Below are 22,883 nucleotides of genomic sequence, written 5' to 3'. Positions count from 1 at the left end.
CCAAATAAAAACCAGGTCACATGGTTTAAGCTGAAATTAAGGATTAGTCTTCCAAAAGAGAAATATCTTCTCCACGGCTTTTTCTCATTCGTATATTCTCTCTTCCCCAGGAACACATTACATCAATGATCCTATTTGCAGTTTTGCCATATTCCGTCACATCGTATTCAACCCAGGGAGGCATTTGATTATAATCCTTCCTGCCTACAATTCCATCCCTTTCCAGCTCCCGCAACTGTTGAATAAGTACTTTTTGAGAGATATCAGGAATAAGACGTTCCAGTTCACTGGTTCTTCTGGGACCTGGCATAAGCTGACAAACTATTAAAGCCTTCCATTTACCTCCAAGGATTTCAAGGGTTGCTTCAATGCCTAGATTATATTGCTTCATACACTTACCTCCAATTTATTATAGTATATCAGCTAACAAGATTGAAATACATACTTTCAGGTAAGTATTTACTGACTTTATTGTGTGTATTTACATTAGACGTGATTTAAATAATAATAAGGTAAAACCAATGGTTACAGCTTACCCATAGATTTCATAAAGGCTGTATAATACCATTGAAGTGGAAAGGATTAGTGAATACAATGAGAACGCTTATAATTTTGGCACACCCTGATATAAAGAACTCTATTGTAAACAAAAGGTGGAAACAGGAATTGGAGAAATATCCGGAGGAGTTTATTATACATGAGCTTTATGAAGAATATCCGGACTGGAATATTGAAGTTGAAAAAGAGCAGCAGCTGTTGGAACGTTCAGATCATATCGTAATTCAGTTTCCTGTGTATTGGTACAGTTATCCTCCTTTGCTGAAAAAGTGGATGGATGATGTGTTCGCCTATGGGTGGGCATATGGCAGAAATGGAAACAAACTGGTCGGGAAGAAATTCGGCCTTGCAATGTCAATTGGGGATAAGGAAGAAAATTATGCTCCCTCCGGTTCTGTGGGATTTTCAGTAGATGAAATTATTATACCCTTTAAAGCCGCCACTGCACACATAGGAGCAATTGCTCTTTCGTACTTTACTGTTTTCCGCGCGTCTTTTCAAATCAGTGGCGATGAGGTCGAGCAGAGTGCAAGGGATTACATCAGGTATATTTTAAGTACGAAATCAGAGTAAAGGCATAGAGTAAAGGCATAGAGTAAAGGAATAATCTAGTAAAGATAAGCTTAAAAACTCTATGGTTTTCCATTCTTTCGCATTATACGTAAGAATGGATAGCCATAGAGTTTTTTTGTCATAGGTTGATTATCCTGAAGGTATTACCAGCCCAGATCTACACGTATTCTGGCTGCCAGCTGGTTGGCCATTAGTTGGTGGGTTACCAGACTGGGATGCCAATCTTCGCCGTAACCATTCGCCCATTCCTGAACGGGAAATTCGATATAATGAACCTTAGTGTCCCCGGCAGTGTTCTTCTGATTCACCACACCACTTATATAATCACGGGCACTTGACTGACTGTCACCACTTAACATAGGGCCCATGGCGCAGTATATATGTGCATCCGGATACTGGGTACGGACTTTTGCTACTAAATTTGAATAAGCTGCTGTAAAAGCAGTTCTGTCCGGGGTACCGATGCTATAGTCATTGGTACAGAGATTTATGACAACTACCTGAGGTATCCACTGGCTGGGATTCCATTGAAGGGCAGAATCATAAGCCAGTATCCTGGAATAGAGAGAAGGCATCAGATCAGTCGTATCTCCTCCGTAATTACGGATTACACCCTTGCCCGACCAGCTGACAGTAACAGGATCAGCCTCCAGAAGACGGGCGGTTATTGCACCGTATGCCTGGTAAGCATTTTCATTCTTTGTCGTAAAGGACTCATATTGACTGGTGCCTTCATTACCATAACCGCAGGTAATAGAATCACCAATAAATTCTATACGCCGTAAAGAGGGAGAAGGAGCAGCCAGCAGACTGCCATCCGTAACAGTAAATCCAAGAAATTGTACATCACCTACCCAGGCTTCTGTCCTCTTTACCAGCTCAACGGTATGAGTGCCGCTTGTCAGGCCGGAAGCCAGGGTAATAGGGGAGGTGCTTTTGGCGGTAACATTGATGGGGGCTTTTACTTTACCATCGATTATCACCTCGAACCAGTTATCACCGCTGGATTTAAGGTTTACCTGTATACCCGTTCCGGAAAAAGCAGCTTTGATGGTAGTAGTACCCCAGGAAAACTTTGGACCTGCCGGATCACTGGTGTCAAAACGTCCAATAAAAAGTACATTGGAGTCAGGGGAAGGGGTCACAGTAGGAGTGGCAGTGACAGTTGGTATGGGAGTCAAGGTAGGAGTAAGGGTCGGGCTGACAGTAGGAGTTGGTGAAATGGTAGGCGTGGGTGTAATTGTAGGCGAAGGCGTAAGAGTTATAGTAGGAGTCGGTGAAACTGTTCCCGTGGGCTCAAGACCCCAAACCAGTACACCTCCGATATAACCTGTTATTGAGCTGAAATCGGTATAGGCTGCAGCAGTATGAAAGGAATAATCATTGGTCTGTTGAAAGTCAGTCCAGTCGGATTTCCAGATTCTTGACTTTATCTCGATACCTGTACCCGGGTCAAGAGTTCCTGCACCGCTTTTAAAACCTACCTCCAGGTATCTGTCGGTGTTGGTTCCGTTCATGGCTCCAAAGGTACCGGTCACATTTTGTGAACCTATGGTCGAGTAGTCACATGAAAAGTTGTTTGATTGGCTTCCGTCATTTGTAAAATAGTACTTTAGCTTAACCGTAGAAAGCAGCAAAGGGGTTGTCCCTGTGTTGACCAGCCTGAAATTTGGGCTTATGGTGTTTGATTTAACTGCCGTATTTCCGTTAAAGGACTGTACGCTTATGCTTTCTGCGGCAGAAACACTGAATATTGGAGTCATGGCGGTCAGTACAATCGCAAGCAGGATTATACCAATTTTCTTTAACATAGATAATACCTCCATAAATGTAATTTATTGTAAAAAAATTATATCATGAAAAAGCTTACTTTGCACTAAATATATTAGCTTTAATCGTCTTAGTTTCAAACTTACATTGCTATAGCGCATTGAATCAGAAAACTGTCTCATTCTCATTGATAGGAGCTGTTAAAGGAAATGGGGATTCATGCCTTTAACAGGATAGATAATGGAAACACCAATCCAGCATCAGGTAAAAGTATGGAGGGGAAAATTTTTAATGGAACCAGTCTTAAGGCTTTCGTGATTATAGACAAAGAACTCCCCGGATTGCACATTTAAACATAAATATATTACAAATTTCCATTTATTGCAATTTGTATTCATGATAAGATGAAACTAGTTCCAGAAGAACGAACCAGAGGAGGAAGATTAATTATATGAAAAAGAAAGCTTTGAGTATTTTTTTGAGTATCTTATTGGTAATGTCATTCATGGCAGGATGCAGTAAAAATTTAAATTCAAAAGAAACCGTCAATCCGGATCCAACAAAAGATGCGAAAGCATCAGAAACACCCGTTGCCACGGAAACTGTCAAAGGGGTAACAATCAGTTATGCAGTATGGGATTCCAATCAGGCAAAATTAATTCAGCAGCTGGCGGATGCCTTCGAAACAGAAACAGGAATTCATGTAGATATCCAGGTTAATGGCTGGTCTGATTATTGGACTGCTTTGGAAGCAGCAGCAACCGGCGGGTCTTTGCCGGACACCTTCTGGATGCATTCCAATAATATATATTATTATGCCTCAAACGGTCAGCTGCTGGATCTGACAGATGAGATCAATAGCAGCAGCGATATTAAATTAGAAAACTATCCGGCCGGGCTGAATCAGATTTACAATCTGGAGGGCAGGCAGTACGCCATCCCCAAGGATTACGATACCATCGGACTCTGGTACAACAAGACCATGTTTGATGCAGCCGGTGTGGCTTACCCTAATGGGGACTGGACTTGGGAGGACCTTAAGGCAGCAGCCGAGAAGCTTACCAAGAAGGACGGCTCTCAGTATGGTATCCTTGCACCTCTTCACAATCAGGAGGGTTATTACAACTTCGTATACCAGAATGGGGGAACCATTGTTACGCCAGATAAGAAGTCCGGTTATGATGATCCAAAGACAATAGATGCAATCAAATATTACTTTGACTTTGTAAGGAATGGGCTTTCCCCGGTAATTACAGGAGATGCTGAAAGGGCAGAAGCCTTCCAGAACGGCTTGACAGCAATGGCATTCTTTGGCTCCTGGAATCTTTCCGGCTTTGCGGCCAATGAATACATAGCAAAAAACTGTGATGTTGCCGTACTTCCGAAATCAAATAATGGCGGTCAGGCTTCCATCTTTAACGGATTGGGCAACTGTATCGCAGCAACTACAGAACATCCAAAGGAAGCCTGGAAATGGCTCGAGTACTTAAGCAACGAAGCAGGGCAAAAGAAACAGGCAGAACTGGGAATTGCAATCTCTGCCTATAACGGCACGGCAGATGCCTGGACCAAGGCATATCCAGGATTTCAGGTACAGGCATATTTAGACATGGTGACTTATGCTCAGATCAGGCCCTATACGAATCAGACCAGCTTATGGGAGGATAAGGCCTATGAACTTTTAACGAATGTTTATGCAAATGGAGGAGATGTGGAGGCTGCCTGTAAGGAAGTTGCAGCTATGATGAACAATGCCATAGAGCATGAGCAGAAATAAAAACAAACGTAACAAGTAGTCTGGCTGCCCGGATGGCAGCCGGACTTGAACGAAGGCGGCAGGAGGAGTACCTGTGCACTAATCCAAGGAGGCTGATAATAATGGCAGTAATGAAAGATACCGCCAGAAAAAGAAAAATCCCGCGAAATGTCCTGAATGAATGGAAGTGGGCATATATCATGATTGCGCCTACAATCATCGGTTTATTCATTTTGAATATTATTCCAATCCTGCAGACGGTATATCTAAGCTTTTTTAAGAGCGGGGCCTTTGGAAAAGGAAATATATTTATTGGACTTAAGAATTACAGAGACATGTTTTCGGATGTACAGACCTGGTATGCTGTTCGTAATACACTGGTCTATACCGGTCTGGTGGTACCAATTACAATGGCAATCGCACTGTTGGCGGCAGTTGTGCTGAATAGGAGGGTCAGAGGGAAGGGTATCTACAGAACCATATATTTTGTACCAATGGTAGCTGCACCAGCTGCGGTGACAATGGTCTGGAGATGGTTATACAATTATCAGTTCGGGTTTCTCAATCATATACTTCATAACCTGGGAATAGGAAAGGTAAAATGGACAGAAGGTCCGGATATCGCATTGGTTTCAATTGCTGTCATCGGTATCTGGAGTACCATTGGCTATTGTATGGTAATTCTACTGGCGGGGCTTCAGGAGATACCAGGAGATTTCTATGAAGCAAGTGAGATTGATGGGGCATCGAGAGTAAATCAGTTCCTGCATATTACCCTGCCTTTGGTATCTCCAACATTATTCTTTGTGGCAGTTACCAGTATAATATCTTCCATGCAGGTGTTTGACGTAATCTTTATGATGATAGATGTTGCTAACCCTGCCTATAACCGTACCGTTTCATTGGTTTATTTATTTTACAATAATTCCTTTAAATACAGCAATAAGGGGTACGGCTCGGCAATTGTTGTCCTGCTGCTGGTAATTATCATGATGATTACTATGCTGCAGATGAAAGCACAGAAGAAGTGGGTCAGCTATATGTAAGACAGAAGTCTTTTGGATGACGGAATGGAGAGTTGATGAAATCAAAAAAAATTAGAACAGGCATCATACTGCATATCGTATTGGCAGCGGGTGCTATTATCATGTTATTTCCTTTTCTATGGATGGTTCTGACCTCCTTAAAGTCTGTAACGGAGTCTACTTCCATGAATCCCTATGTGTATTTTCCAAAGGTGCTACAATGGGACAACTATAAGGCTGTATGGATGAATAATAATTTTATCCGTCTGTACTTTAACACCTTTACAATGATGCTGCTGCGTGTTCTTTGTGCGGTATTTTTTTCTGCTATGGCAGCTTATGCCTTTGCCAGGCTTCATTTTCCCGGGAAGAATTTTCTGTTTGGTATTGTGCTCTTTCAGATGATGGTACCGGTACAGATCTTTGTAATTCCGCAATATCTAATGGTGGATTTCTTAAATATGCGTAATACCATCTTTGCACTTGTATTTCCTGGGCTTGTCAGTGCCTTTGGAACCTTCCTGCTTCGGCAGTTTTTTCTTGGATTGCCAAAGGAACTGGAGGAGTCAGCCAGACTGGACGGATGCAATATCTGGAAGACTTTCTGGAGGATTATGCTTCCTTTAACCAAATCAGGTCTAGTTGCCCTAGCAATCTTTACCGCCCTTTTTGCCTTTAAGGATTTAATGTGGCCTTTAATCGTAAATAATCAGGAGAATTCCGCCACCTTATCATCAGCGCTTTCAAAGATACAGAGTGCCTATTCTGTTAAATATCCTGAACTGATGGCATCCTCGGTACTGGCTATCTGGCCTATGATGCTGCTCTACATCATATTCCAAAGGCAGTTTATTGAAGGGATTGCGACCAGCGGCGGCAAATTGTAAGAAAGTGACACGAACAATCCAAATCGGGAGGAAAATCATTTGGCCATTACATATTACGAACAGGATAAGCGATTTATATTATACACGGAGAATACCTCCTATCATATAAAGGTCGGACCCTATAATACCTTGCTGCACCTGTATTACGGAAAAAAGGTAGAAGGGAATCTGGATTATCTGATCAGGAAGATGGACAGAAGCCATTGCGGCAATCCCAATGAAGCTGAAAAGGACAGAACTTTTTCGCTGGATACCCAGCTGCAGGAATATTCTGCCTTTGGAATGGGAGATTACAGAATCTCCTGTCTGGAGGTTCTGAATGAGGATGGCAGCTGCGCAGCTGACCTTCGGTATAAAGGTCACAGCATAAGAAAAGGAAAATATCATCTTCCAGGGCTTCCGGCGGTTTATGAAACGGAGGAGATTACAGCGCATACCCTTGTCATAACCTGCGAGGATGAGGTATCAAAGCTTGAAGTAGAGTTATATTATGGAGTAATAGAGGAGTACGATGTTATAACCCGTGCAGTCAAAATACGAAATAAGGGCAGAGACAGCATAAAGCTGACGAAAGCATTATCGACCTGTTTAGAGTTTCCTAGTAACCACTTCGATCTCATTCATTTTTATGGTAAACACTCTCAGGAGAGGGAATTTGAAAGGACGCCGGTAGGTCATGCCAAGCTGTCGGTGGAGAGTATGCGCGGGTTAAGCAGCCATCAGCATAATCCCTTTGTTATACTGGCTAACAGGACGGCAACGGAGACAAGTGGTGAATGCTACGGCGTTTCCTTTCTATACAGCGGGAATTTTCAGGCACAGGTGGAAGTTGACCAGATTGGGCAGACCCGTTTTGCAATGGGAATTCATCCTGTTTTTTTTCGTTATGAGATAGGGCCGGGGGATGAATTTGTTACACCTGAGGCGACGATGAGTTATTCCTTTGAGGGGCTGCAAAAGCTGTCCCATAACTTTCATAAACTCATTCGAAATAATATCTGCAGGAGCAGCTTTAAGAATAAGAGAAGACCAATACTCATTAATAACTGGGAGGCTACCTATTTTGATTTTAATACCGAGAAGCTGGTGCAAATTGCAGAGGAAGCAGCAGAGCTTGGAATTGAAATGCTGGTTATGGATGACGGCTGGTTTGGCAATCGAAACGATGACTATTCAGGACTGGGAGACTGGAAGGTCAATACAGAAAAGCTTGGAACGTCCTTAAGGGAACTTGCTGACAGGGTGAATGCTGCCGGTTTAAAATTTGGAATCTGGTTTGAGCCGGAAATGGTAAATGAAGAGAGCAATCTGTTCAGAAAACACCCAGACTGGTGCCTGCAGATACCGGGAAGACCAAAAACCAGGTGCAGATACCAGCTGGTACTTGATTTGACAAGGCAGGATGTCAGGGATTACATTTATGATTCCATTGCAGCTGTTATAGACAGTGGGAAGGTTGAATATATCAAGTGGGATTTTAACAGAAGCATAGCGGAAGCCTGGTCTGCACTGAAAGAGAAAGAACACCAGGGACAGGTATTCCACGATTATATATTGGGTCTGTACAAAGTGTTGGAACGGCTGACTGAAAATTATAAAGAGGTTCTGTTTGAGGGCTGTTCCAGCGGAGGGGGACGCTTTGATACAGGTATGCTTTACTACATGCCTCAGATCTGGTGTTCCGATAATACAGATGCTTATGACAGGCTTAAGATACAATACGGTACTTCCTTTGGATACCCCATCAGCGCAGTAGGAAGCCATGTATCTGCTGTTCCCAATCATCAGACAGGGCGATTCACTCCCTTTCATACCAGAGGAATTGTGGCTATGGCAGGCACCTTTGGTTATGAACTGGATGTAAACGTATTGTCTCTGGAGGAGAAGAATGCTATCAGGGAGCAGGTAGAAATATACAAGCGGAATTATGAGTTAATACAGACAGGTGAATACTACCGTTTGTCCAGCCCTTATGAAAACAACGAATTTACATCCTGGCAGTTCGTTTCCAAGGATAGAACCAGGAGTCTTCTCAGTGTTGTTTTCCACCAAAGCCACGGCAATCCCAATTTTTATACGGTTTTGCTTCGGGGACTGAAAGAAATGGCACTCTATCGAATAAGCGGAAGAGATAAACGGTACAGCGGTGCAGCACTTATGCATGCCGGATTTGATTTACCCAATCCCTGGGGAGACTATCAAGCCTTTCAGTATGAAATTACGGAAGAGATCTAAAACATGCTGATCCAAGGGGGTTATAGTTATCAGCAAAAGACTAATTTAAGAATACGAAAGCGTTGACAGAGGTGCTGTAAAGGTTGGCAGACCGGAGAAAGCTCATGATTTCTCCGGTCTGTCAATCTATACAGCACCTTTATAACCTGTTCTGGGTGTCCTTATCTGAAATATCAAGACTTTCGGTCGTACTGCGATATTTCGTCGGATTAATTCCGTAAATCTTCTTAAAAGCTTTGGAGAAGTTCAAGGCATCATCATATCCAACCTTATATGCAATTTCTCCCACCGGCAGCATCGTATTTTTTAGGAGTATGCTTGCCTGATTCATACGGTAATTCAAAATGTATTCCTGAGGGGACATATTCAGGACGTTTTTAAAGCAATTAGTCAGATAGGAACGGTTAATACCGATATAGTCTGCTATACTTTGAACTTTTAAGTTACCGGAGAAATTATGTTCTATGTATTCCAGCGTATGTTCAACATACACTTGATAGGAGTAATCATGAACCTCCTCCGAGTTCTCAAGGTTTTGCTGATTCTGGACCAGATAGGAAATAAACTGATAAAGATAGCCCTCTCTTGCAAAATCATTGGAAAAGGTCAGCTGACTGGACGCAAGCATACCGTTAACACAGGTAACGAAAGGTTCCGTATTCTTTATGGGTACAATCAGATTATCTTTCGAGAAATGTGCATGCTTTAAAGCTGCTTCTGCTTTGATTCCGTTAAACCCCACCCATATATAAGTCCAGGGGTCATCTGTACTTGCCTCGTAATAGGTTGTGGCACCGGGGAGAATCAGAAAAGCGGTGTCAGGACCGATTTCATAGGTTTTGCTGCCGACGGTATAATAACCTCTTCCTTTTAATACGATGTGGATTAAATACTCCTTCCTTATTTCAGGACCGTAAGCATGCCCAGCACAGCATATCTGTGAGCCACAATAGCATAGATACAAATCCATGGATGCTTTTTTCAGATATTCCAGGCATTTATAACGGGCTGAATCCGTATATTTTACATTTGTTGGCATTTATAGAAGACCCTTTCTTTTCCCCATAAGAGGTGTGTATTGATACGTTAATGGTAGCAAATATGGAATAATTTGTCCATACGAATTTCCAATTGAAAAATTGTGCAATATGTATAAAAAATACCATAACAACACATTTAAACATATAAATATTACAATAAACCATACCGGAAAAGGAAGCATGGTGTTATGCTTATAACAGTAAAATATACACTTTGGTAAGGAACTCGGAGGCTGATAAAGAAAACGGGAAGTTAAAAGCTGGCGGAATGAAATGAGTTATACTCTTTTATAGAAATATGGAAGGAAAGGAGGCAGTAATTGAGGGGTAAAAAGAGTGTAAACAAAAATTTCAGAAGGTAAAACAAAGAGAAGGTAAAAAATTGAGGAGGTAGATCTATGAATAAGGTAAAAAGGATATTGGCTTTTACACTTGGCATTCTGCTGTTATTGACCATGATCCCGGAGCTTCCGGTACTCGCTGCTAATTCAATGACGGTAGATTGCGCAAATGTATTAAGGGGTGTGACACATTGTGCGAATGGCTCGCTATATGGAGTTACGGAGAGCATACCGGCGGATGTCAACGGACTTATTGCACCGTTAAACCCTTATGTACTGAGGAATCCAGCCAGAGGAAGTGCCGGAAACCAGCATGCTTTTGGAGATGCTATCCTTGTTTCGGCTAAATTAGCCTCGGTGCCGGGTGCGAAGATATCCATTGATCTGGCGGACATGCTGCCGGGATGGCCCTATAAATGGCCCGGTATGACGAGCTGGCTGAATCAGGTGAAAGCTTTTATAGCCGATAAAAAAGCTTCCGGAAGGGATAACTTCTATGGTTATGAGATCTGGAACGAACCGGATGGTACCTGGAATTCCGCGAACGGAACCTTTCATGACATGTGGAAGCAGACCTATGATGTTATACGCGCCAATGATCCCGGAGCCAAGATCATTGGTCCCTGTGACAGTTATTACAATCGTACCAGACTGAGCAGTTTTTTAAGCTTTTGCAAGAGTAACAATTGTATGCCTGATATTATGAGTTGGCATGAACTTGGTGGTGGAGGCGGTGCGGAAGTAGTATCACCCCATTTAAGGGATTACAGAGCGTTGGAAGCTTCCCTTGGTATCAATGCCCTGCCAATTAGTATCAATGAATACTGTGACCCGGACCACAGCCTGGAGGGGCAACCCGGATCCTCGGCACGATATATTGCTAAATTTGAACGATATAAAGTAGAGAGCGCTTGTATTACCTGGTGGTACGTTCCTACTCCCGGCAGACTGGGCAGTCTTCTCGCAACAAATACTCAAAAAGGAGCCGGTTGGTATTTCTATAAATGGTATGGTGATATGAGCGGAAATATGGTATCAGTTGCACCGCCTAACGACGACAGCAATCAGGTAGACGGAGCAGCCTGCGTAGATTCCAACGCCAGGTATATCAGCTTTATCTTTGGCGGACCAAATGATGGAACCATAAATACAACCATCAAGAATATTCCATCCTTTATAGGGTCTACGGCGTCCGTTAAGATTGAAAAGATTGACTGGATAAGTAAGGATACCGTATCAAACGGTACTACTACCATATCAAATTCCAATTATTCCGTGGTAAATGGACAGATATCCGTAAGCTTATCAGGCTGTAACAACAGTTCGGGATACCGGATATATATAACGCCGGGAAGCGGAGGTATTCTATCGGGAGGAACCTATAAACTGATTAACCGTAATAGCGGCAAAGCTCTGGATGTAAAGGAAAGTTCCACCGCCAATGGAGCAGATGTTATCCAATGGAGTTCAGGTAGTGGAAATAATCAGAAATGGGTAATCACGAATATGGGTAACGGCTATAAGCTCATAAACGTCAACAGTCAAAAAGCACTGGATGTTTATAACAGCTCTACGGCTGAAGGGGCAGATGTAATCCAATGGACCGATAACGGACAGAACAACCAGAGATGGAACCTGATAGACTTAGGGAATGGTTACTATAATGTAGTAAATGTAAACAGTGGTAAACTGTTGGATGTAGACAGGGGTTCCCTGGCAGACGGAGGAAATGTATTACAGTGGAGCAATAACGGGGGCTATAACCAGCAATGGCAGCTTGTTGCTCCTTGATAGAAGAACAGGCCTATGTATCTGCTTTTGTGATACATAGGCCATATTATGGTACCAGAGAGTTGATATGATAAAGAGTTGATATGATAAAGGAACAAGCTGTTGTGTACGTAAAAAATGACTACCCGAATAAACTTGACATAATTATCAAATAAATGGTAAAATAAGTGTATATTGGTAGTGAAAATTAATGTATAATTACAAAATGGATATATAAAACATAGTAAATGTAATGAAATAACATTAATTTTTGTGTTTGTTATTGTGAATGTTACCAATATGATACACGACGGAATAATATTCAGACAACTGGATCAAAAAATATAAAGGAGGGGAGAAGAGGGGTGTAACGAAAGTTTGTGTTTTGCACGCCACAAGCTTGAAAGGATTAAAATGGTGCAATTAAGAGAGGGAAGAAGCGATGAGAAAAGAGTGAGAGAAACGAATAAATTGAGGGAATGACACGGGAGCTTCTTTCACACTTTTTTTGTTTGCAGCTATCGCAGGCAGGCCTGCGATATGCAATGGGTGTAAAGAATGAAAGGGGGTTATGTATTATGAGTAAGAAATTTGGGGTGGTTATGTTAGTATGTGCATTAATTGTCACACTTTTGCCAGGTATGACTGTTTATGCTGCAAGCTCTACCATAGCCAAATCTGTTGGAAATTCGAATCCGTTGATTGATCATCATCTGGGCGCAGACCCTTTTGCGCTGACTTACAACGGCAGAGTATACCTCTATATGTCCAGCGATAATTATGAATATAACAGCGATGGCACCATCAAAGAAAATTCCTTTGCAAATTTAAAGAGTGTATTTGTTATATCCTCCGAGGATATGGTGAACTGGACAGACCATGGTGCCGTGCCGGTAGCAGGTGCAAATGGTGCTAACGGCGGACAGGGTATTGCGAAATGGGCAGGAGCTTCCTGGGCGCCTGCAGCAGCTGTTAAAAATATCAATGGAAAGGATAAATTTTTTCTTTATTTTGCAAATGGAGCAGGAGGTATCGGTGTTCTGACGGCAGACAGTCCAATCGGTCCATGGTCCGATCCTTTGGGAAAGGCACTGGTAACCACCGCTACACCCGGCATGTCAGGGGTTGTCTGGTTATTTGATCCGGCAGTATTTGTAGACGATGATGGGACGGGCTATCTGTATTGCGGAGGCGGTATTCCAGGAGGTTCCAATCCCACCCAGGAGCAAAGGGCAAATCCCAAAACGGCAAGGGTATTAAAATTGGGTTCTGATATGACCAGCATAGTGGGAAGTGCTTCAACAATTGATGCTCCCTTTATGTTTGAAGATTCTGGTATACACAAATATAACGGAACCTATTACTATTCCTATTGCATTAATTTTTCCGGCACCCACCCGGCAGATAAACCGGCAGGTGAAATCGGTTATATGACCAGCCAAAGCCCTATGGGACCCTTTACCTATGCCGGTCATTTCCTTAAAAATCCGGGAGTATTTTTTGGAGCCGGCGGAAACAACCATCATTCTGTTTTTAATCTGAACAACCAATGGTATGTGGCATACCATGCCCAGACAGTTAGCTTGGCTTTGTATGGAGCCGGTAAAGGCTACCGTTCCCCCCATATCAACAAACTTGTACATAACGGGAACGGAAGCATACAGGAAGTATCAGCAAATTATGCAGGAATCTCCCAGCTTATTAATCTGAATCCCTATAACCGGGTAGAAGCAGAAACCATAGGCTGGAATGGAGGTATCTTAACGGAAAAATGCCAGGCAGCCGGCGGACCGGTAAGCAATCAAAATGTTACCAGCATTCATAGCGGAGACTGGATTGCAGTAGGAGATGCAGACTTTGGAGCTGGTGGCGCTAAAAGCTTTAAAGCAAACATAGCCTCTGTTACAGGGGGACAAATTGAAATCCGGCTGGACAGTATAACAGGATCGCTTGTCGGAACACTTAGTGTACCCTCTACAGGAGGGCTCCAGTCCTGGAGGGAGGTAGAAACAACTATAAGCGGTGCAACCGGAGTTCACAAAGTTTTCTTTGTATTTACCGGCAGCGGTACCGGAAACTTATTTAATATTGATTACTGGCAGTTTTCACAGAACAACCCTGGCAGCAGTACTGGTACTACCTATGAAGCAGAGACTGGAACACTTCTGGTGAATGCAGTTGCTGAAACTATCAATAGCGGTTACACCGGTTCCGGGTATGTGAATTTTACGGCTTACAGTGATGCCTCCGTTCAGTGGAGCAACATTTACTGCGCAGTCAGTGGGACAAAAAATATAAAATTCCGGTATGCTTTAGAAACAGGAACAAGAAATCTGGATATCTATGTGAACGGAGTAAAAGTCATCAGCAATGCTGCCTTTAACGCAACCGGAAGCTGGACCTCCTGGGCTGAAAAGACCATACAGGTTACAATGAACAGTGGAACAAATACCTTAAAAGCTGTAACCACCGGTACGGAAGGACCAAATATTGATTCTGTCAATGTTTCAGCTCAATATTAAACGAAGGATCAAGTGAATTACTTTATGGTTTTTCAATATTTATAATAGGAGGATTAATTATCGTGATTAGCTATAAAAGCTGGAAAGGCTTAATAAAAAATACCATATGCCTTCTCATAATATTTGGAATGATTCTTTCGTTCAATCATACTGTGCTGGCCTGGCAGTCGGATAACGGAAATGGTACTTACACCAATCCTATCTTAAATGCAGATTACCCTGATATATCAGCAATTCGTGTAAACAATGATTTCTATATGGTCAGTTCCAGTTTCGTTTCCTTTCCTTCTGTACCCATTCTTCATTCAAAGGATCTTGTTAACTGGGAGATTATAGGATATGTAACTACGGATTTTAACGGTACGGGAAAATCTTATAATCTGACCAACACCTTTGAAGATTACGGACATGGCAGCTGGGCACCTACCATTGCTTACCGAAACGGTATCTATTACGTGGGAATCTATCAGGCACAGGGAAGATTTATACTGTGTACCGCTACGAATCCGGCTGGTCCGTATACCAAAACGGTATTTAATCAGGGCTTTCATGACCCGGCACTGTTTATAGACGATGATGGGACGGGGTACATCATTTCTGAAGCAAATGATGTGAAAGTCAGCAAATTGAGCACAGATTATAAGTCGGTGACAAGCAGTACAGTAACCACACGAATAGAAGGAATTACCGGCAATTATCTGGTGGAAGGAACCCATGTAATGAAAAAGAATGGGTATTATTACATCTTCAGAAATTCAACACCACCGGAATCTTATACTTACTGTCTGCGTTCCAGGAGCATTTATGGACCATATGAAATGCGAATACTCTTAGACGGACCGAGGATTCCGGGAGGCAGTCAGATCCATCAGGGTGGCCCAATTGATACACCTACCGGTGAATGGTGGTTTTATGTCTTTCAGGATGGCAACGGTCTGGGAAGAAGAGATATATTAATACCAATGCAATGGCAGGAGGATTGGCCTGTGCTTGGTGATCCGGCGACGGTTAAGAATGTGACCCTCGGAGGGAAAAATTATCCGATAGGAAATGTCCCTATTACCTACAAAAAGCCAAATGTCGGTGCAACCTATCCGATTTTGACGATTCCCAATACCGATGAATTCAGTTCCTCTGTACTGGGGTTACAATGGCAGTGGAATCATTATCCTGACAATTCCAAATGGTCCTTAAGTGAACGGCCGGGTTACCTGAGGCTTCGTGGGAAAAATGCCAATAATCTATGGAGGGCAACCAATACCCTTACACAAAGAGTGGAGGGACCTGATTGCCAGGGTACAATAGAACTTGACACAGCCAATATGCTGGATGGTGACAATGCGGGACTTTGTCTGTTAAATATTCCCTATGGGTCTATAGGAGTTGTTAAGGCTGGTGGAACAAAACGAATAGTGGCTAATATAAATGCCAAAGAGGATGCCGCCGGGACGATTACCACTGGACCAGTACTCAATTCAAATATTGTATATTTAAGGGCAAGTGCAGATCTTCTTACCAACAAAGCAACATTTTCCTACAGTACGGATAATGTGAATTTTACACAGCTTGGCGGTCAGTTAAATATGCCCTTTGATCTTGGGTTCTTCCAGGGAGACAAGTTCGGTATCTACAACTATAATACTACGGCATCTGCCGCCGGATATGTGGATGTAAACTGGTTTCGTTTCTATACCTCTGCAGGAGGCAATACCGGAGGCACCGGAACTACTTATGAGGCAGAAACGGGAACTACTCTTACAGACGCTATAGTCGAAACACTTAACACCGGATATAACGGTAACGGCTATGTTAATTTTACGGCGGTGAATGGTGGTGCAGTCCAGTGGAATAATGTAGTTTGTGCCATTACAGGAACGAAAAATCTTAAAATCAGGTATGCTTTGGAGTCAGGGACAAGAAATCTGGATGTTTATGTAAATGGAACAAAAGTAATCAGCAATGTCCCTTTTACGGCAACCGGAAGCTGGACCTCCTGGACGGAGAAAACAATCCAGGTTAACATGAATAGCGGGACAAATATAGTAAAACTAGTAACTACGGGTACAGAGGGACCAAATATTGACTGTATAACAGTTACAGCTCAGTAGCTTAATACTGGGGAGTGAGTTGAAAGACTCAATTGTATAAGTGTAGAGCAGATGGGAAGCTCAAAACCCGAAACAGGGAGAATAAAATTATGAAGGAGATGGATAAATGAAACAAACAGTAAAAAAAATAATCAGTGCGATGCTAGTTGGTATCATGTTACTGTCATTGCTTATTACAGTACCGGAACCGACGAATGTATTGGCAGCAAGTGATGTAACAATTAATTTAGCCTCAGAAAAACAATTGATCCGGGGATTTGGAGGAATCAACCATCCTGCCTGGATTGGAGATTTAACAGCATCACAAAGAGAAACAGCTTTTGGAAATGGAGATAACCAGCTGGGCTTTACAGTTCTTAGAATCTATGTAGACGAAAATAAGAATAATTGGTCCAGAGAATTGGCAACAGCAAAGAAAGCGATTGAAAAAGGAGCAATCGTATTTGCTTCACCCTGGAATCCACCCAGTGATATGGTTGAGACCTTCACACGTAATGGCGTTGCCGGGCAAAAACGTCTCCGCTATGATAAGTATGCCGCATATGCGCAGCATCTGAACGATTTTGTCACTTATATGAAGAATAACGGCGTGGAGCTGTATGCCATATCCGTTCAGAATGAGCCCGATTATGCGCATACCTGGACCTGGTGGACACCGGATGAAATGCTTAACTTCATGAAAAATTATGCCGGAGCAATCAATTGCCGGGTAATAGCACCGGAGTCCTTCTCTTACCTGAAGAATATGTCAGACCCTATTCTAAACGATTCACAGGCACTGGCCAACATGGATATACTGGGTGCTCATTTATATGGTACACAGGTAAGTAATTTTGCTTATCCTCTCTTCAAGCAAAAGGGTGCCGGTAAAGAGCTTTGGATGACAGAAGTGTATTATCCGAACAGCAATGATAATTCAGCGGATTCCTGGCCCGAAGCATTAGAGGTTTCTTATCATATCCATAATTCCATGGTAGAAGGAGATTTCCAGGCTTATGTTTGGTGGTATATCCGCAGACAATACGGACCGATGAAAGAGGATGGTACAATCAGTAAACGCGGCTATAACATGGCTCATTTCTCAAAGTTTGTAAGACCCGGATATGTAAGGGTAGATGCAACCAAAAATCCTGATACCAATGTTTTTGTATCGGCCTATAAAGGTGATAATAAAGCTGTTATCGTTGCTATCAACAAGAGCACTTCTTCCATAAATCAAAAATTTACACTCCAGAACGGAACTGCAACCACCGTATCCTCCTGGATAACAGATAGAACCCGAAACCTTTCAGCCGGTTCCGGTTATAATATGTCAGCCGGCTCCTTTACTGCCCAGCTTCCGGCACAGAGTGTTACAACCTTTGTAGCTGATTTAAACGGCAGCAGCAATACCGGAACTACTTATGAAGCGGAAACGGGTACTGCACTGACGAATGCCGTTGCGGAAACTGTGAACGCAGGTTATACCGGAGCAGGTTATGTGAATTTTACTGCCAACAGCGATGCATCCGTACAGTGGAGTAATATCTACTGTGCAACCTCGGGAACAAAGAATATCAAGTTTCGTTACGCACTGGCGTCCGGTACAAGGAACCTGGATATCTATGTGAACGGACAGAAGGTAATAAGCAATGCCGATTTTTCCGCAACTGGAAGCTGGACCTCCTGGGGAGAGAAAACCGTACAAGCTGCTATGAATAGTGGGACCAATATCTTAAAAGTAGTTACAACAGGAACAGAAGGACCAAATATTGATAATATAAATATTACTGCCCAGTAGCCACAAATAGCGGACACCGGTAGAAACCACTATAAAACACATCAAATAATTACCTATATATATCAGATAAACACTCTTGTCGCTGTTGTATTGTTGTTTTATAATATAAATAGATTACTTATTTTATATCAAATAATTTCTATGGGAGGCAGCAATGAATAAGAATCAATTTGCCGTAACTCCACCTATGGGGTGGAACAGTTATGATTATTACGATACAACAGTGAACGAAGAGCAGATAAAAGCCAATGCGGATTATATGGCAGCTAACCTGAAGAAATATGGCTGGGAGTATATTGTGGTAGATATCCAGTGGTATGCATACGATGCCGGTTCTCAGAGAGACCGCCATCAGTATATCCCCTTTTGGAAAGTGGAGATGGACGAGTATTCCAGATTGCTGCCATGTCCAGACCGGTTTCCTTCCTCCAGAGATGGACAGGGATTTAAGCCTTTAGCCGATTATATTCATAGCCTTGGTTTAAAATTTGGTATTCATATTATGAGAGGAATACCAAGAGCAGCAGCTCATAACCACACTAAGATTCTTGGGACTGAGCTTACTGCAAATGAAATAGCAGATCCTTCCTCCATCTGCTTCTGGAACCCGGATATGTATGGAGTAGTTACAAACCGGGAAGGCGGACAGGAATATTATAATTCTCTTTTCGAACTATATGCTGAGTGGGGAGTAGACTTCATTAAATGCGATGACATCGCACGTTACGATATGCCTTCTGCCAAAAAAGAAATTGAAATGCTCCACAATGCAATAGAGCATTGCAAGAGACCTATGGTATTGAGTCTGTCTCCTGGACCGGCATTAATTAATCAGGCCTGGTATTATGAAAAGTATGCCAATATGTGGCGTATTACCGACGATTTCTGGGATAACTGGCCCCTTCTTGCCAATATGTTCGAGAGATGTGAATTGTGGCAGAACCACGTTTCGGAAGGCTGTTATCCGGATTGTGACATGTTACCCCTTGGTTATGTAGGAAAAGGCTTTGGAGGAGAAAGATATACCGGTTTTACAAAGGATGAGCAAATAACCATGATGACTTTATGGTGCATCTTCCGTTCACCGCTGATGCTGGGAGCCGAGCTTACAAAACTGGATGAATGGACCTTAAGCCTCCTTACCAATGAAAAGGTGTTGGGCCTGTTGACAGCGTCAGCCGGAGCCAGACAGATTATAAGAAACAAAGAACAGGCTGTATGGCTCTCAAAAGATATCGCAGAAGAAGCTTGGTATCTTGCACTTTTCAATCTCAGTGATGTAGAGAAAAGCATTAAAGTAACCCAAGAAGACCTGCCTCAGTTCGTTTTACAAGGAATACAACTGGAGGACCTGTGGAGCCAGGAGCTTATTGAGAATGCTGGAGCCAGCTTTGAGAGTAAGGTAGCACCTCACGGAGCAAAGCTTTATAAAGTATATAAAAATGCATAAGAGGTAAGTTATGTATTGAAGTACTCCAGGTAAGGACATTTCAGTGTTATGATTAAGAGAAGAAGACCCATATATGGATTAGCCTTAGTTAGTCCTTAGTAAAACAGTATTAAAATGAAGTATGGCGTAGCGTAAATGCTACGCCATTTCTTCCTGTATCAGGTTATTTAGTTCAGGCAGAATCCCAATTAAATCATAACTGTGTGAATATTCTGCCTGCGCAACCTGCTTACACTGCAGGACGATTTGTTCTTCAATCAGAGGTATGCTTGGTATTCATTTTTTCACCACCATTCTATTTCATCATAATAACACCAAAACAAAGTCTGGTGTTATAATGGAGGGTTTTAATAGTAATGCATGAAAATGAAAAGTGCAAGCATATGAAGACTAAGAGTATTCTATAAAGTAAAAACAAGCGTATCGCCCATTCGGAACGATACGCTTGTTTTTAGACATCAATAATTGGCAGTACCCATAAACAAGTTTAGTTTTTATACGGTCTTATACAGGGCTACCTTTTCGTGGGTCTTTTTAGAGTTAAAGGAGGGATAATTTTGGAGGACCTTAATTAGTCCTGTAGTATGTCTTTCATTCGTTTGATAATCTGGTATTGAGAATTGATGATAAGCCAAAGCTGATCATAAAAAATCATTATATTCCAGATACCAATTCCCAATAAACCATAACCTGCTATTAAATTCATAAGGCCGTTCGTTGTCCTTGCATCTATGAATCGAACGATGTGCTGCAGGGATTCCGTAATGCGGTATTCTTCGTAGAAGTAATAAGGTGTCTGTGAAAGCTCATCGTATTGTATTGTTGCACCGGCATCGCTGGCAATGGTCAAGGCGGCATTGATCGTCAGGGAATTTGCCACGGACTCTCCCTCCTGATATGGAAGTTCCCAACTGTAGCCGATAACTGGAAGACCCAATCCAATCTCACTGGTTGGAATGGTGGTGAGATTATATTCTACAAACTGCTGCAGAGTGCCTATGGAAATGACCGGTATCGGCGGTCCTTTATTCGTTCCCCAGATTAGTCTTAAAAAGGTAATGGAATCACAGTGCTGGCTGATGTAGGAATAATCAATATCTTCCTGATAAAGCCCGCTGGATTCAATAATTGGATTTATCGTGATTAAGAGCAGGTAGCCCTCTTGTTTTAATGTATTATATAATTTTTCAGTAAACCTGTCATAGGTATCTTTGTTGGCAGCAGTCATATAACTATAGAAAATATTAATACCGTATAATCCCTTTTCCTTCAGGATTCTAATCATAGCAGCTAAAAAGGTAGTCTGATATTCTTCGTTATTTAGTATTTGAAAAGCAATCTCGGGATTCGGCGTACCCTGTATTGTCAAAGTTGTCAACAGCATCAGAGGAATGGTACCATATGCTTTTGCAAGTGCAATAATTTCCGAATCGTCATAATAACTGCTGATATCGCCTTCTGCCGTTGCCACATAATTATAGATGGATAAATACGTGAGGAAAGGCAGGGTTTTCTTCAAGGTATCAAGATTAATATATTGATAGGCAAAACCATTGGTTGCCACTTCACGTCCCACGTCATAACTGATAATAAGAGTTTCTCCCGCATACAAAGTATCACTGTCTGAGAGATATGGATTATTTCTGAAAAGCTGCAGAGGTGTGATATTATATGCAGCTGCAATGCCTAACAAAGTTTCACCCTCTGTAACTGTATGAACCCTGGAAGGATTAGCTATAACTATAGTTTGCCCTGGTACCAGAGAAAATGGATTTACCAGTCCGTTGCTTCTTATTAAGCTGGTAATCGATACACCATAAAGGGCAGCAATGGAATCTATTGTTTCTGACGGTTGTACAACATGTATATACACAAGATCCCCAAAAATTTTTATTGTTACATTATATTAAGTAATCCTGGAATTATAATTAATATAGTAAAATATGATGATAAAATTATTCATTATCCCTGGCAGCTGCTCTGACGTCTGTAATTACCCGGTGCTGGCGCCGGTATTCTTCCGGTGTAATATGAAATACCTTTTTGTATACCTTGGTAAAATAATTACCATTTGTAAAACCACATTCTTCTGCAATCTTATTAATTGGTAGTCCGCTGTTTATAAGGAGATTCATGGCATGCTCCAGACGTATTCCCGTAAGGTACTGGATTAAGGTAACGCCTTTCTCTTTGCGGAATTGTCTGCTTAAATGGGATAAGGAAACGCCAACTTCTCTGCTCATTTCCTCAAGACTCAGAGGTTTCGCATACTGTGTCTGCAGCCAGTCCATAGCGGCAGATACATGGGAGTTGGCACTGCTGCCGGAAGGCATTTCCATATTTCTGAGTAATGCAGCAAGAAAACGGTAGAGCCATTCACTGTCTTCGTAGGGCTCTAGCTTCCTTTTGCATTGCAGAGAATGAAATATTTCAAAGAACAGGCGAACAGCCGTGCTTTCCATATCCAGAGACATTACCGGTCCTGCTATATCTCTTATCCGTCTGAAAAAGGGCTCAACAGCAGGACCGTAAAAGTGTATAAAGAAATAAGTCCAGTTATCCTCCTTGTTCCTGGCGGGAGGAAGATAATAACTGCCTTCATCCGGGAAGGAGAGAAGAAAAGCTTTGCCCTTTGTCAGCCGATACTGGTTATCACACGTTTCATAAATACCGCAGCCTTCTAAGGTATACTGAAACAGATAACCGGGATAATCTCTATTCCTGTTGTTGTAGTAATAAGTTTCATTCTGCCGCTTTTCCAATCCCAAGTCTTGAATACATAGGGATTCGGTCCCTATATTTCCGATATGAACAAATCCGTAAAAACCTGTCTCAAAATGCATTGTATATATCTCCATCCTTTACCTGCAAGGTACTTACAATACCACTATACTTTGATATTATAATAGTGGTATTCCAATAAAAAGTCAATTCACTTACAGTTCTGTAATTGAAATTTATAGGTAGCTTTTTTGAATATCTGTAAATCCATTATTTTGTTCTGAGTGTCACACTGCAGTGTTTTTATGTATATCCTGGTCAATAATGAAAGGATAAGTCAAGTTTTT

The 22,883-nt window shown here is 42.0% G+C and carries 16 protein-coding genes; 11 read left to right on the top strand and 5 right to left on the bottom strand.

The genetic code is table 11. The features are described from left to right. Positions 1-43: 43 nt before the first annotated feature. Positions 44-391, bottom strand: coding sequence for a winged helix-turn-helix transcriptional regulator (locus R2R35_RS07010; protein WP_317733790.1), 348 nt, complete (start codon positions 389-391; stop codon positions 44-46). A 203-nt stretch (positions 392-594) separates the two neighbouring features. Here R2R35_RS07010 and R2R35_RS07005 point away from each other — a divergent pair, with 203 nt between their 5' ends. Then, positions 595-1,131: an NAD(P)H-dependent oxidoreductase gene (locus R2R35_RS07005; protein ID WP_317733789.1), complete on the top strand. Its 537-nt coding sequence runs from the start codon at positions 595-597 to the stop codon at positions 1,129-1,131. A gap of 143 nt (positions 1,132-1,274) precedes the next feature. Here R2R35_RS07005 and R2R35_RS07000 read toward each other — a convergent pair whose 3' ends face one another. Beyond that, positions 1,275-2,942, bottom strand: a complete 1,668-nt coding sequence (locus R2R35_RS07000) for a cellulose binding domain-containing protein (RefSeq protein WP_317733788.1) — start codon at positions 2,940-2,942, stop codon at positions 1,275-1,277. A 168-nt stretch (positions 2,943-3,110) separates the two neighbouring features. On the opposite strand from R2R35_RS07000, the gene R2R35_RS06995 reads away from it, so the two are divergent. The 5 genes from R2R35_RS06995 (at position 3,111) to R2R35_RS06975 (ending at position 8,804) form a co-directional block, all read left to right on the top strand. Then, a complete protein-coding gene (locus R2R35_RS06995) occupies positions 3,111-3,254 on the top strand; it encodes a hypothetical protein (protein ID WP_317733787.1) in 144 nt (47 codons plus the stop codon). A 98-nt stretch (positions 3,255-3,352) separates the two neighbouring features. Then, positions 3,353-4,678 (top strand): ABC transporter substrate-binding protein, encoded by a 1,326-nt coding sequence (locus tag R2R35_RS06990; RefSeq protein ID WP_317733786.1) that lies wholly within the window; start codon positions 3,353-3,355, stop codon positions 4,676-4,678. Positions 4,679-4,779: 101 nt separating this feature from the next. Further along, positions 4,780-5,703 (top strand): carbohydrate ABC transporter permease, encoded by a 924-nt coding sequence (locus R2R35_RS06985; RefSeq protein ID WP_317733785.1) that lies wholly within the window; start codon positions 4,780-4,782, stop codon positions 5,701-5,703. A gap of 35 nt (positions 5,704-5,738) precedes the next feature. After that, positions 5,739-6,569 carry a carbohydrate ABC transporter permease gene (locus R2R35_RS06980; RefSeq protein ID WP_317733784.1) on the top strand — a complete coding sequence of 277 codons (831 nt, stop codon included), beginning with the start codon at positions 5,739-5,741 and terminating at the stop codon, positions 6,567-6,569. A 39-nt stretch (positions 6,570-6,608) separates the two neighbouring features. Beyond that, complete coding sequence (locus tag R2R35_RS06975) at positions 6,609-8,804, top strand: alpha-galactosidase (protein WP_317733783.1); 2,196 nt, start codon at positions 6,609-6,611, stop codon at positions 8,802-8,804. A 139-nt stretch (positions 8,805-8,943) separates the two neighbouring features. On the opposite strand, the gene R2R35_RS06970 is transcribed toward R2R35_RS06975, so the two are convergent. After that, the gene (locus R2R35_RS06970) at positions 8,944-9,843 is read right to left on the bottom strand and encodes an AraC family transcriptional regulator (protein ID WP_317733782.1); all 900 of its coding nucleotides are present in this window, start codon (positions 9,841-9,843) and stop codon (positions 8,944-8,946) included. A gap of 399 nt (positions 9,844-10,242) precedes the next feature. Between R2R35_RS06970 and R2R35_RS06965 the strand changes: the two genes are divergently transcribed. From R2R35_RS06965 to R2R35_RS06945, 5 genes are all read left to right on the top strand, one after another. Next, a complete protein-coding gene (locus tag R2R35_RS06965) occupies positions 10,243-11,976 on the top strand; it encodes an RICIN domain-containing protein (protein ID WP_317733781.1) in 1,734 nt (577 codons plus the stop codon). A 557-nt stretch (positions 11,977-12,533) separates the two neighbouring features. Next, positions 12,534-14,477 carry a carbohydrate-binding protein gene (locus R2R35_RS06960; protein ID WP_317733780.1) on the top strand — a complete coding sequence of 648 codons (1,944 nt, stop codon included), beginning with the start codon at positions 12,534-12,536 and terminating at the stop codon, positions 14,475-14,477. Positions 14,478-14,539: 62 nt separating this feature from the next. After that, complete coding sequence (locus R2R35_RS06955) at positions 14,540-16,585, top strand: family 43 glycosylhydrolase (protein WP_317733779.1); 2,046 nt, start codon at positions 14,540-14,542, stop codon at positions 16,583-16,585. Between the two features lie 106 nt (positions 16,586-16,691). Further along, positions 16,692-18,365, top strand: coding sequence for a carbohydrate-binding protein (locus R2R35_RS06950; RefSeq protein WP_317733778.1), 1,674 nt, complete (start codon positions 16,692-16,694; stop codon positions 18,363-18,365). 154 nt (positions 18,366-18,519) lie between these two features. Continuing rightward, positions 18,520-19,815 (top strand): glycoside hydrolase family 27 protein, encoded by a 1,296-nt coding sequence (locus R2R35_RS06945; protein WP_317733777.1) that lies wholly within the window; start codon positions 18,520-18,522, stop codon positions 19,813-19,815. A gap of 571 nt (positions 19,816-20,386) precedes the next feature. On the opposite strand, the gene R2R35_RS06940 is transcribed toward R2R35_RS06945, so the two are convergent. Together R2R35_RS06940 and R2R35_RS06935 are read right to left on the bottom strand one after the other, a co-directional pair. After that, complete coding sequence (locus tag R2R35_RS06940) at positions 20,387-21,688, bottom strand: LysM peptidoglycan-binding domain-containing protein (RefSeq protein ID WP_317733776.1); 1,302 nt, start codon at positions 21,686-21,688, stop codon at positions 20,387-20,389. Positions 21,689-21,770: 82 nt separating this feature from the next. After that, the gene (locus R2R35_RS06935; RefSeq protein WP_317733775.1) at positions 21,771-22,673 is read right to left on the bottom strand and encodes an AraC family transcriptional regulator; all 903 of its coding nucleotides are present in this window, start codon (positions 22,671-22,673) and stop codon (positions 21,771-21,773) included. Between the last annotated feature and the right edge of the window lie 210 nt (positions 22,674-22,883).

Origin of the sequence: Anaerocolumna sp. AGMB13020 (genome assembly GCF_033100115.1) — a bacterium.
Lineage (GTDB): Bacteria > Bacillota > Clostridia > Lachnospirales > Lachnospiraceae > Anaerocolumna.
This window is presented reverse-complemented; position numbering and strand designations above follow the sequence as displayed.